This is a genomic window from Mucilaginibacter sp. 320_HR, from assembly GCF_059691875.1.
This window is the reverse complement of sequence record NZ_JCAWAI010000001.1, coordinates 1,116,297-1,129,484: the sequence shown is the minus strand read 5'-3', so window position 1 is coordinate 1,129,484 and position 13,188 is coordinate 1,116,297. Positions and strand designations below refer to the sequence as shown.

10 protein-coding genes are annotated in these 13,188 nt (G+C 42.3%); 3 read left to right on the top strand and 7 right to left on the bottom strand.

All coding sequences use genetic code 11. The annotated features are described in order from the left end of the window. Window positions 1-27: 27 nt before the first annotated feature. The 3 genes from AC59GT_RS05080 to pyrR are packed head-to-tail and all read right to left on the bottom strand — an operon-like array spanning window position 28 to window position 2,032. Window positions 28-558, bottom strand: a complete 531-nt coding sequence (locus AC59GT_RS05080; RefSeq protein ID WP_497236619.1) for a hypothetical protein — start codon at window positions 556-558, stop codon at window positions 28-30. 4 nt (window positions 559-562) lie between these two features. After that, window positions 563-1,486, bottom strand: coding sequence for an aspartate carbamoyltransferase catalytic subunit (locus AC59GT_RS05075; protein ID WP_497236618.1), 924 nt, complete (start codon window positions 1,484-1,486; stop codon window positions 563-565). Window positions 1,487-1,489: 3 nt separating this feature from the next. Beyond that, window positions 1,490-2,032 carry a bifunctional pyr operon transcriptional regulator/uracil phosphoribosyltransferase PyrR gene (gene pyrR / locus AC59GT_RS05070; protein WP_117385013.1) on the bottom strand — a complete coding sequence of 181 codons (543 nt, stop codon included), beginning with the start codon at window positions 2,030-2,032 and terminating at the stop codon, window positions 1,490-1,492. A 289-nt stretch (window positions 2,033-2,321) separates the two neighbouring features. Between pyrR and AC59GT_RS05065 the strand changes: the two genes are divergently transcribed. Next, on the top strand, window positions 2,322-3,794 hold the full coding sequence (locus AC59GT_RS05065) for an aminopeptidase P family protein (RefSeq protein WP_497236617.1): 1,473 nt from the start codon (window positions 2,322-2,324) through the stop codon (window positions 3,792-3,794). 74 nt (window positions 3,795-3,868) lie between these two features. Then, the gene (locus AC59GT_RS05060; RefSeq protein WP_497236616.1) at window positions 3,869-6,640 is read left to right on the top strand and encodes a hypothetical protein; all 2,772 of its coding nucleotides are present in this window, start codon (window positions 3,869-3,871) and stop codon (window positions 6,638-6,640) included. Window positions 6,641-7,046: 406 nt separating this feature from the next. Here AC59GT_RS05060 and rpsA read toward each other — a convergent pair whose 3' ends face one another. Both rpsA and AC59GT_RS05050 read right to left on the bottom strand, forming a co-directional pair. Then, window positions 7,047-9,017, bottom strand: a complete 1,971-nt coding sequence (gene rpsA / locus AC59GT_RS05055) for a 30S ribosomal protein S1 (protein ID WP_117385009.1) — start codon at window positions 9,015-9,017, stop codon at window positions 7,047-7,049. A gap of 176 nt (window positions 9,018-9,193) precedes the next feature. Then, window positions 9,194-9,865 (bottom strand): ACP phosphodiesterase, encoded by a 672-nt coding sequence (locus AC59GT_RS05050; RefSeq protein ID WP_497236615.1) that lies wholly within the window; start codon window positions 9,863-9,865, stop codon window positions 9,194-9,196. 172 nt (window positions 9,866-10,037) lie between these two features. Here AC59GT_RS05050 and tyrS point away from each other — a divergent pair, with 172 nt between their 5' ends. Next, a complete protein-coding gene (tyrS, locus tag AC59GT_RS05045) occupies window positions 10,038-11,330 on the top strand; it encodes a tyrosine--tRNA ligase (RefSeq protein WP_497236614.1) in 1,293 nt (430 codons plus the stop codon). Between the two features lie 83 nt (window positions 11,331-11,413). Here tyrS and AC59GT_RS05040 read toward each other — a convergent pair whose 3' ends face one another. Then, window positions 11,414-12,091, bottom strand: coding sequence for a PH domain-containing protein (locus AC59GT_RS05040; protein WP_497236613.1), 678 nt, complete (start codon window positions 12,089-12,091; stop codon window positions 11,414-11,416). Window positions 12,092-12,169: 78 nt separating this feature from the next. Further along, window positions 12,170-13,156, bottom strand: a complete 987-nt coding sequence (locus AC59GT_RS05035) for an acyl transferase (protein WP_497236612.1) — start codon at window positions 13,154-13,156, stop codon at window positions 12,170-12,172. Window positions 13,157-13,188 lie beyond the last annotated feature (32 nt).

Sequence of the window (13,188 nt, the reverse complement as noted above, 5' to 3'; positions counted from 1 at the left end):
ACAATGGTTTTGAGAAAAGCACTTTAGTTAATATCTGTTCAGGTTAAGTGGATCTGTAAGCCTATGAAAGCGATGCTGATTTCTTTGATATCTCACTGCGTAAATTAGCACACCTGTAACATACGGTATGATTAAACAAACTAGCGCAAGTGGGTACATTAATGCTTTAAAGTATTCCGCATCAGCAGAAAAGAAAACAAGAAATACAAATAACAGTAACGAAAGTGGAAATATGATGAGCCCAATAGACAAACCTCCCTGCAAAAAGCAATATTTAAGCGGCCCTACTCTGCGCGCTACTTCCCAATTTTTTACGAAATCAATATTGCTCAGGTCTTCGTGAGTCAGCCCTTTTTGCTTTAAACCCTGTTGCGCCAATAACCTGTCTCTGTATTTAGAGCGAGTAGCGATAATGAAAATCACTATCCCAAAAAACTGTGTTGCATAAAAATCTCCCGGCGGCAATATAAGTCCTTCATATATGAACGACACAACGCCAAAGCCTATAAATACACCCAGCAAATTTGCCTTTAAATACCTTACTAACTTACCAAGCATTCTATCATGCCCCCTGTCCAGCTAACAAATACAATACTGCCATACGCACAGCCACTCCATTCTCCACCTGATCCAGGATAATAGACTGTTTGCTGTCTGCCACATCACTCGTGATCTCCACTCCTCTGTTGATAGGGCCAGGATGCATTACGGTTATTTCTTTGTCAAGGTTATCCAGTATCTGTTTGTTTAACCCGTAGAGCATGGTATATTCCCTTATTGTAGGAAAGTACTTGATGTCCTGGCGTTCCAGCTGTATACGGAGCATGTTGGCAACATCGCACCAGTTGAGTGCTTTCAGCAGATTATGTTCCACTTTAACACCCAAAGAACTAATGTACTTTGGGATAAGGGTTGTTGGCCCGCAAACCATTACTTCGGCACCAAGTTGCTTTAGACAAAGGATGTTAGATAAAGCAACCCGCGAGTGCAGTATATCACCAACAATAACCACCTTTTTGCCTTCAACATTCCCATAACGCTCGCGTATAGAGAAAGCGTCCAGTAACGCTTGGGTAGGATGCTCATGAGCACCATCACCTGCGTTTACTATTTGCGCTTTTACATGTTTTGACAGGAAAACACCGGCACCGGCATACGGGTGGCGCATCACCACCATATCCACCTTCATGGCCAGGATGTTGTTTACCGTATCCACCAGCGTTTCGCCTTTGCTTACTGATGACGAGGAAGCTGCAAAGTTTACAACGTCGGCAGAAAGTCTTTTCTCCGCTAGCTCAAAAGATAAGCGGGTGCGGGTAGAGTTCTCAAAAAAGATATTGGCAATGGTTACGTCCCTTAACGATGGAACCTTTTTTATAGGACGGTTAAGCACCGTTTTAAAGTTATCCGCGGTTTCAAATATCTCTTCAATATCTGCGCGGTTTAAATCTTTTATGCCAAGTAAATGCCGTGTGCTTAATGCCATTTTCTATTTCGCCTCTGATACTAATACAATCTTATCCTCGCCATCCGTCTCCTTCCAGCTTACTACTACTTTCTGCGATGCTATACTATCCACTTCTATACCCACATAGTTTGCAGATACGGGTATATGGCGCGAGTATCGCCTGTCTACCAGTGCAAGCAACTCCACTTTCTCGGGCCGACCAAAGGCTTGCATGGCGTCCATAGCGGCACGAATGGTACGGCCTGTCCACAGCACGTCGTCCATCATTATGACTCTTTTCCCTTCAATTATAAAGTCAATTTTGGTTTGATTGGGAACCAGTTGCTCACGGCGGCGAAAGTCGTCCCGATAAAAGGTAATGTCCAGGTCGCCCTGCTCTATTTTACTTTCGGGAAGTATCTTTCTTAACTCTTCGGCAACGCGGCGTGCAAGGTAAATGCCCCGTGGCTGTATGCCTATAAGTACAGAGCCAGAAAAGTCGTTATGATTTTCTATTAATTGACGACATAAACGCTGAATAGTGATCTGAAATTTTTGTCCGTCGAGCAGCGTCAGATTTTGCATCGTATGGGTGGATTTGGGCAAAGGTAATAATTTTGGCGGTTTGTTTAAATGAGCATTTGCAATACTAAAGCATAAGATTAAACTACTATAATATTTATAATTATCTTGAGCCTGTATTAACCATCACAATTTATAGTACCGATGAAAGTTTTTAGCAAACTATTTTTTACAGCAGCCTTTGCCTTAATAATATCATCACCTTCATTCGCCCAAACTGGTAATCAGGAGAGTTTACCAACAGATTACCTTCCGGCATCGTTCCATGCCGGCCGTCGACAGGCATTGAACGATGCCGCCGAACTCAGTTGCGGTTGTTTTTGCGTATCCCGAGCAGGTCTTTTCAAATGATGTGAACTACGTTTTTCACCAAAACCCGGACATGTACTATTTCTCGGGTTATAATGAGCCGAACTCTGTACTGCTTATTTTTAAAGATATGCAGACCGCCGGAGATAGCAGTTATAACGAATTGCTGTTTGTGCGCCGCCGCGATGCAGCCCGCGAACAATGGACGGGCAAACGCCTGGGTATTGAAGGCGCTAAAAGCAAGCTCGGCTTCAAACGCGCTTACGACAGCGAGACATTCTCATCATTCCCGCTTGATTTCAAAAAATACACTACCATTTTGTACGATGGATTACCGGACGACCTAGGTGCAGATGTATCAAAGGGGAGCTTGCGTGAGTTGGTAACAACGTTTAAAAATAAAGCCGGATTGAAAGACGTGGATAAAGCTTTGTCTGCAGATTTATCTTTTATTAACCAGCGTGCTAATCCGAAAAATATTGACCGGCTCGTAGCTTACTTAAAGAGCAAGCTTACACTCGACGCCTACAAGAACAACGAGCTTATACAGGAAATTTTGGCCAAGCCAGATTCGGCAACACTTATGGCCGTTAAAGCTAAAATTAGCGCAAACCTGGGTGGCATGAGTTTATTCGAAGCACTTACCACTGACCTTCGGGGTGTAAAAACGCCTGAAGAGCTGGCGCTGTTAAAAAAGTCGGTTGTGTTATCCAGCCTTGCTCATTTAGAAGCAATGCGCGCTGTAACACCAAAGACCAGTGAGCGTGAACTGGAAGGCATTATGCTGTATGTGCACAAACGTTATGGTGCTGAGGATGAAGGTTACCCGCCAATTGTAGGTGCTGGTGGTAACGGTTGTATACTGCACTATGAAGAGAATGCTGCAACAGAAGTAAAAAACCAGTTGGTGTTGATGGATGTAGGATCTGAATACCATGGCTACTCTGCTGATGTTACCAGAACCTTCCCTGCAAACGGCAAGTTTACAGAAGAGCAAAAAGCCATTTACCAGATAGTTTATGATGCACAGGAAGCAGTGTTTAAACTTTGCAAAGAAGGTGTGACGTATAGCAAATTAGAAGACGCAACGGTTGAGGTACTTACCGCCGGGCTAATAAAACTGGGTATTATAAAAGATGCTAAAGAACTGCGCAAGTACTACCCGCACGGAGTATCGCACCACCTGGGGCTTGATGTGCACGATAAAGGAGCTTACGGCGGCGACCTGATATCAGGAATGGTTATTACGGTGGAACCCGGCATCTACATCCCAGCCGGTAGCCCATGCGATAAGAAATGGTGGAACATTGGCGTACGAATTGAAGACGATGTACAAATAGGTAAAACTGGTGGCATAAATCTTTCTGCAGATGCGCCACGCAAATGGCAGGATGTGGAAAAAGCATGTGCGGAAAAGAGTATCTTCGACGCCGGCAAATTCCCTGCCTTAAAGTAATCTAACAACACTTAAAATAGTACTGTAATATTAAAGGCAGATGAGCTACATTTACGTAACTATCTGCCTAAATTATGCCTTGTTATAATTACAAGTATTTAAAAGCGCTTACCTTATGCCTGCTTTTATCCGTTAATCTTTTGTTCTGTAATTATTCCATTGCTCAAGACACTACCGGTCTGAAGCAAATTCTCAACCGTGCAGAGCAATATAGAGAGGCGTTCCCTTTTGAAAAGCTTTACCTCCAAACAGACCGGGAGCAATACACCGTTGGAGACACAGTATGGCTAAAGGCTTATTTATTCAACGCTGCAACTTACACCCCCTCGGCATTAAGCAGTAAGATCTATGTCGAATTAATAAACGATAGCAGTAACGTAGTTAACCGGTTTGCTCTCCCGTTAGCGTCAGGGTTTGGGTATGGACAGCTTATTTTAAATGATAAGCTGAAGGACGGCAACTATACTATCCGTGCTTATACCAATTGGTTGCAAAACTTCAGCTCCGAAGTATTTGCAAATAAACATATCGTTGTTCGTAATGTATATGCAACCGACCATTGGCTTATCAGCGAGGAGCATACAACTAAATCACAAAATGGCGAGAACATAGCTAATCTCGCCTTACACCTTACGGACCTTTCGAAAATGGCAGTTGCCTACCGCGATGTGGAATTACAGGTTACTAATGGTAAACGAAATTTATTTAAGTCAACGTTTACTACAAGCGACGGCGGCAACCTTAAAGCCACTATACTTCTGCCTGATGCGAAGGATGTGTCAAACCTGTCAATCATCCTTACCGATAAGATAACAAAAAAGAAACTTTCACTTCCTTTCAGCCCTGGTGGCCAATATCAGAAAATAGACCTGCAGTTTATGCCGGAAGGGGGCACAATCATCAGCGGTTTGCCTGTCCGTGTGGGGTTTAAAGCTGTTGCTGAAAACGGCTTGGGAATTGATATTCGCGGAAGTATTATAGATAACTTGGGGCAAGAAGTAAATACCTTTGCTGCTACCCATTTAGGAATGGGTTCTTTTATTTTAATACCTGAAGCAGGAAAAACATATTCAGCAAAATACAACCTTGGTGGTGTAAGCCATACCGTGCCATTACCGGTTGCTCAAACATCAGGTATCTCGTTGCGCGCAGACGCGCTTTCTTCTACTGATACGGTCTTTGTCGTAATGCGTGCCACTCCTGACATTGCTGCCGCTGACAAAAAATATAATCTGGTAGTGCATAGTGCAGATTTGGTTTACTACGGCTCGTTAATAAAGCTCAGCAATGGTTTTGCGCGTACTGCAATATCGAAAAAACTACTAAACTCGGGCATTGTAAGTATATCACTTTTGGACGGCAGCAAGCCTGTTGGTTCACGGCGGATATTTATTGATCATAACGATCGCCTGCAACTAAGCATTACCCCAGGTACACCTACTCCCGGCTTAAGGGATAGTGTGTCATTAACCGTAAACGTGTGCGATGCTGAAGGTAGGCCAGTGGTAGGCAGTTTTGGTGTGGCTGTAATTGACAACGCTCTTAATAAAACCAGCAACGGTGTAGACGATATCACCAGCAGGTTGCTGCTGTCGTCAGATCTATCGGGTTATGTTGAAGAAAGCAGCTGGTATTTTGCTAAAAATGATCCGGAACGAACGAAAGCATTAGATATACTAATGCTTTGCCAGGGCTGGCGTGGCTTTGATTGGTCGCTCGTTAACGCACCAATTGTGAAGCCACGCTTTGCTCCTGAAACCAGCGAGCAGCTTTCAGGTAATCTACGCGGATTATTTAAAAAGCCAATTAAAAAGGCCAAGGTAAAACTCTTCTCAATGAGTAAGAAATATGGGCTTATCCTGCAAGACACCACGAGTGACGACAAAGGTGAATTTCGATTTGACAACTTACCTGTACTTGATACCATTAATTACACTCTGCGGGTTGTAAAGGAAAAAGGCGGTGAATCTATTCCAAATATTAACTTAAATGAGTTTATCCCCGCAAAAATTGACAAGCAGTTTATCACATATGCTCCCTGGTATACAGTAGCAAATGACACCTCGCTCGCTGCTTATTTGAAAGGGCCTAAACCCGTCAGAACGTTACCCGGTATTAGCCCAGCAGATGTAAAAGGCCGATTACTTAACGAAGTGACCATAAAGGGTAAAAAAGCTTACATCAAATCGGGTAGATATTCTGGAAGCGAAATAAAACAGATCACTGAGGAAGAGTTGATCCAAGCCCAAAAAAGCACATTGTACGATATCCTGCTCTCAAAGGTAAAAAGATTAGGCGTAAGCAACCTTTACAGCGAAGGACCTTTTGGGCGCGCAGCTTTCCATCCTGATCCGGCTTTAGTTATCGGCTTACAACGAGTCGCCGACATTATTGTTGACGGACAAAGTAGTTTGGCAATGATGGGTTTATCTGAGGGGTTAGGGTTAGCAAATGAAATGCTTGATTTTTTAAAGTATATGAGTGCCGATGAAGTTAAAGACATTAGAGTTGCCGGTGACTTTGAATACTTTATTACTGTTACAACCCGCAGCGGCAATGGATATTTTACCCGCACTAACAACAACATTGTGCGGTACACGCCGGTACCATACTGCTTCCCTGCACAATTTTATCGCCCCCGTTATAAGCCAGCCGATACCGCTCCTCTTATAGCGCGCCCCACATTGCACTGGGAGCCGAACCTGATCACAGATAAAGATGGCAGTGCAACACTATCCTTTTACACTGCTGATAGGCCGGGTAAATACACCATCACAGTTGAAGGTGCAGATATGAATGGCAACTTCGGCAGCAAAACAAGCGAGATCGTTATCAAACGACAATAAGAATTAGAATCGCGCCGACCCTCTAAGTTGGCTAAAAGCCGAAGGCGTAAACAAAAAAAGCCGTAAAACTTGTCGCAATCATAATCTTCATAACATCATTAAATATGTTTAAGGGCGTTTGTTGCTTAAAGCGACTTATTTTAAAACACAAATAAGCGAAGCTACCCAATAGCGACATACACTCAGCGGCTTACCTTCGTTAGCAAGAGTTTGCGATAAAGCATAATTTCTTTCTTCAAAAAATATCGCGATCATAAAAACAAATATTGGTGATAACACCAATACTAAACATAAACGCCTAAGGATGTTTACAGTTACTCTATCATTCATAGCGATAAGATAGCACGTGAGCAATAAAAAAGCCCTTCCGGAAACCGGAAGGGCTTTGTATTAATTAAAATTCAGCTTAGTTAGCTTCTTCTTCAGTTTCTGATTTAGCAGCAGGTTTCTTACCTGCGGCTTTGCTTTCAGCACCTTCCATCTGCTCTTTTAACTGAGCAAGAACGCTAAGGTCGCCTAAAGTTGATTTCTCAACCGAATCTTTAACTTTCTTAACCGCATTTACAGCAGATTTTGCTTCTTTCTTACGGTTTTCGAAGTCCTGCATGCGGGCATCAGCGCGAGCCTCTTCCCAAATGCGTGAGTGTGAAATAACTATACGCTTGCTGTCTTTGTTAAATTCAATGATCTTGAACTCAGCAGTTTCTTCAGCTTTTACAGACTTGCCGTCCTCTTTAACCAGGTGTTTGGTTGGCGCAAAGCCTTCAACACCGTACGGTAAAGCAACGATAGCACCTTTGTCAGTTACTTTCAACACGGTACCTTCATGTATCGAATCAATAGTGAAGATAGTTTCGAAAGTATCCCAAGGGTTTTCTTCCAGCTGTTTGTGGCCTAAGCTTAATTTGCGGTTGTCGATATCAAGTTCCAGAACTACCACGTCTAACTTCTCACCTACTTTAGTGAACTCGTTAGGGTGGTTAACTTTCTTAGACCATGACAGATCAGATATGTGGATCAAACCATCAATTCCGTCTTCCAATTCAACAAACACACCAAAGTTGGTCATGTTTTTAACTGTAGCAACGTGCTTGGTGCCTATAGCGTATTTCTCGCCAGCGTTCTGCCATGGATCTGGAGTAAGCTGTTTAATACCTAAAGACATTTTACGCTCGTCACGGTCAAGTGTTAATACCTGAGCCTCAACTTCGTCACCAACTTTTAGGAATTCCTGTGGATTGCGAAGGTTTTGTGACCAAGACATTTCTGAAACGTGGATCAAACCTTCAACACCAGGGATGATTTCAAGGAACGCGCCGTAATCAGCAACAGTAACAATTTTACCTTTAACCTTGCTACCAACCTGAATGTCTTCAGAAAGGCTCTGCCAAGGATGTGGAGTAAGTTGTTTCAAGCCTAAAGCAATACGTTTTTTCTCGTCATCAAAATCAAGAACAACAACGTTGATCTTCTGATCTAATGCCAATACTTCACGTGGATGCTCTATGCGGCCCCAAGATATATCGGTAATGTGAAGTAAGCCGTCAACGCCACCAAGGTCGATGAATACACCAAAGTCGGTGATGTTTTTAACGGTACCTTCCAATACCTGGCCTTTTTCAAGTTTGGCCACAATTTCTGTTTTCTGGTTTTCAAGATCGTCTTCAATAAGCACTTTGTGCGATACCACAACGTTTTTAAACTCGTGGTTTATCTTAACAACTTTAAATTCCATTGTTTTACCAACGTACACATCGTAATCACGGATTGGCTTGATGTCTATCTGTGAACCTGGTAAGAAGGCTTCAACGCCCATAATATCAACAATAAGACCACCTTTGGTACGGCTTTTAACAAAGCCGGTAATGATCTCATCGTTATCCAGAGCTGAATTAATGCGCTCCCATGATTTTTGAGTTTTTGCACGTTTGCGTGAAAGCACCAACTGTCCGTTAGCATCTTCCTGCGACTCTACAAATACTTCAACAGTGTCACCGATCTTCAGATCTGGTGTATCACGGAATTCAGAAACTGATACTAAACCATCAGACTTAAAGCCAATGTTCAATACCACATCTTTGTTGTTGATGTTTACTACAGTACCGGTGATGATTTCGCCTTTAGTGATTGAGCTAAAAGTTCCATCATACATTTTTTCTAATTGCTCACGGTCGCTGTCGCTGTAGTTACCAAATTTTTTATCGTCAGCATCCCAGTCGAAATCTTCGCTTGGTGTAGCCGCAATTTTAGATTTGATCTCTTCAATAGAAATTGAATCAGCTTCTGATTCAACAGTTTCCTTTGAGGTTGCTTCAACTGTACCCAGTTCAGCTTCCTTCGCCTTTAATTCTTTTTCTGCTTCTTGTTTTTTTGCCATTAAATAATTTTACTCCTTTTTCCCAACACTTAATTGGGATTGCAAAGGTACGGATATAATTTTTATAGATAAAAATTAATTTACTGTTAATTATTGACTTTTAAGCTGTTTTGGAAACCAAACTGCCTGGTAAAAGCATTTTTAAATAAAAAGTTTCAGGATCATTCAGCACAGTATTAAACAAGCTTCATCTTTCTCTCTATCTCTTCATAAATACTCATAAAGCTGTTTAGTATGAACTCCCTATAAGCTAATATTACCTCTGTCATTGCTAACTCGTGTTCTGGCTTAAAAGGGTCGTGCCAAACACGCATGCAAATGCGCTTAAGTGCGTAGGTAACCTTGTCCAGGTGGACATAGGTACTAAGATAGCGGCTGCTTTTAAAGCTTTCGTAGAATTTAGAAAACACTGGCGGGTTTTTCATTCCGGCAAAGTCCAGAAACTCTGATATAACGCCCTTGTGACAATTATTCAGATGTCCATAAAAATCATCTACGTCAACCTCACCTGTTGTAAGCAGCAAATTATCCAGTATCAACTCTATAGCTATATGGCCCAGGAAAAACGGTTTAACCGGAGAACCCGACACTGCCGACGTTAACAGGTTTTTTAATGTATGTGAATGGTAAAGAAAGAATTCCGATGAGTGGAAAAACTTATCTACCAGCAAATGTTTGTTCCATCCGGCTATTATAGAATTTACTGCACCATCAGCATGCACTAATTTTTCCGGATGTAAAACAATGGACTTGTCAGCATTTTTTAACAAGTCTGGCAATACAGTACCCAGAGTAAAGTAGCAATCAGTTGTATCCCGGTCAAAATAATAATGCGACAGAAAATTCATAGATGCAGTTGTAATTACCTGTTTTCACAATAAACAAAAAAAATCCGATAAACTACAGCCATAAGCTAAGATATAACCACAATATCACGCTCTGTTTACATTTACAAAGCCATTTACTTGCCCGTACTCAACCAATTATTATTATATATTTGCCGTTTTAAGCAATACAAAGATGAATTTTGTAGAAGAACTACGCTGGCGCGGCATGCTGCACGACATAATGCCGGGCACCGAAGATATGTTGAATAAAGGTATGGCTTCGGGGTACATCGGCTTCGATCCAACCGCCGATTCGCTCCACGTGGGCAGCCTTGCCCAGATCATGACGCTTATACATTTTCAGCGTGCCGGGCACAAGCCATTTGCTCTAGTTGGCGGTGCTACCGGGATGGTTGGCGATCCATCGGGAAAATCTACAGAGCGTAACTTACTTTCTGAAGAAGATCTTCAACGTAATTTAGAGGGCATTCGGAATCAGTTGAAAAAGTTTTTGGACTTCAACAGCGGTGCGAATAGCGCAGAGATGGTAAATAACTACGATTGGTTCAAGAACTTTAACTTTCTGGAGTTCATTCGCGATGTGGGTAAACACATCACCGTGAATTACATGATGGCTAAAGATTCGGTAAAGAACCGCTTGAATGGCGAGACTGGTCAAGGGATGTCGTTCACTGAATTTTCTTACCAGCTAGTACAGGGTTACGATTTTTACTACTTGTGGAAGAACCATAATTGCTCGCTGCAAATGGGTGGTAGCGACCAATGGGGAAATATTGTTACAGGGACAGAGCTTATTCGCCGTAAAAGTACAGGCGGCGAAGCTTTTGCTTTAACCACCCAATTGATAAAAAAAGCAGATGGCACCAAGTTTGGTAAATCTGAAGGCGGCAATATTTGGTTGAATGCTGAAAAGACCTCTCCATACAAGTTTTACCAGTTTTGGCTAAACACCACCGACGACGATGCCAAAAGCTACATCAGGATATTTACTCTTTTCGAAAGAGACACCATAGAAACCATTGAAACAGAACATAACGCAGCTCCACACCTGCGCGTATTACAAAAGGCTTTAGCGAAAGATATTACTATACGTGTGCATGGCGAAACAGAGTTTATAAAAGCTATAAAGTCCACCGAGTTTTTCTTTGGCGGAACCGGAATAGAATTCCTGAACGAGCTAAGCCACAACGAGGTAATTGGCCTGTTTAGTGGCGTGCCTAATTGCACTATCAGCAAAGATGAATTGGCCGCCGGCATCAACGCTACCGATTTACTAGGTGGAAAAACCACAGTATTCCCATCTAAAACTGCAGCAAAGAAAGAAATTCAGGGTGGCGGGGTATCTATTAATCGTGAAAAGGTCGGCACGCCGGAAGATGTAATAACAACCGCACAACTCCTTAACAATAAATACTTGGTAGCACAAAAAGGTAAGAAAAATTACTTTTTGATAATTGCCGAATAATGTTGATGATGTGATAAAAAAGAAAGGCCCTTCAATATTGAAGGGCCTTTCTTTTTTATCAAGTTGTCGCGTTCTTAAACTTCTCAGAAGTCGCTTAATAACTCCAGCTTTTTGGAATTATATTCCTCCTGCGAGATTAAGCCGTTCTCGAACAACGTTTTCAAACGTTTTAGCTTTTCTGTCAACTCATCCTTTTTAGGTTCCTCTTGCACTACCGGCGCGGGAGTTGGTGTTGGTGCAACTACCGGATCTGGCGCGGCTACAGGCGGCTGTACGATTGGAGCTGTTGGCTGGTATGGCGCAGACGTAGTATGTGCTAAATCAAATGAACCAGATTCGGCACGCTTTTCTTCCAGTTCACGCTGACGTCGAAGTTCACGCTCGTTTTCCTTACGTTCCTGCGCATATTGGTAAAGTTTACGAGCCTGAACCTTTGGCAAGTAATCTACGCCCATTTCGGCACCGTTAACCGTTTTCGCACTGAATACTGCGCCTATAATTTCTTCTTTAGTGTAAACATCAACAATATCTTTCCATACGAAGTCTACAAACTTTATAGACAGACCGAGGTTTGCTGGGGTAAAGAAAAGTATACGTTTGTTGGTGAGCGCGATGCAATCCGGGAATAGATTTACAATCGGTTTTTTTTGTACTGCTATATACAATATCTCCTCGCCTGTTGTAAGCAGGTCAACCAAACGGCCGTAAATACGTTCAACAGCTTTGGGATCTTGTTCTTCTTTCAAAAATTTATCAATCATATCGTTGATGTTGTGATGGTTGCAAAATTAAAAATTTTTGCCATTGTAAATTAAAAAATAAGCAGCCCTGGTGTAACGTTATCCTACCAATAAATTACATCCCCTGATATCCGAATTGTCGAAACGGCCCAGCACTTCAAAAGAACCATCGGCGTAAACACGTCCTAAGTCCTGAGTGGCGATAAATGAGCAAGAGTTGATGTTGGCCAGGTCAATAATATTTATACCACCAGTTTTTTCACCTTCAATAAGCGTTAACGGGTCGTTAGTATCACGGGGTATAATCTTCATCCAGGGTGGACAATTGAATACTCCCTCGCCTTTTGAGTATGCCTGAGAAAGCAACTCGGTCATACCATATTCAGAATGTATGGTTTTTACCCCGAAGCCGCTGCAAAGAATTGTGTGAAGTTCTTCACGGATCATCTCTTTCCGCCTGCCCTTCATTCCGCCTGTTTCCATAACTATGAGTTCAGGAAAGTTAATGCTATGCTGTTCCACAAAATCAAGTAAGGCAAAGGTTACCCCTATTAACAGAGTTGGTTTTCCATCTGCTTGTTGCTTCTTTAAAATACTGTAAAGCTTATCATGATCATACAGGAAAAAGCCACTGTCCGGATTGCCTGATTGCTCTATAAGGTCTTTAGCCATGTAAATAAGCGAAGAGCCTTCACGCTCAAGGTATGAAGGCAGCAAGGCCAGAACAGTGTAGTTTTTCACATCACCATAAAATAACTTGAAGGCCCGACGAAAACTATCCTCATACCAGCTTACATCTGTTACCAGATGGGTACTGGTGATCATACCCGTTGTTCCGGAACTGGTAAACACAACTTCTTCTGTATTACTTCCCGTAACCACCCGTTGCGATTTAAAAAACTCTACCGGCACAAAAGGTATCTGTTCAACAGATGTTACACTAGCTGCGCTTCGGCCAATAGCTTTTACAAAGGTGTTGTAAATAGCATTATTAGTAAATTGATAATTAAACACCTGCAAGGCGGCAGCGTTAAACTGATCCTGATTTGTAATGGAGAATACCTGCTCTTTGGTTGGCTTTGTCATGCAGGGTCAAAGATAGCTTAATCACAAACTTC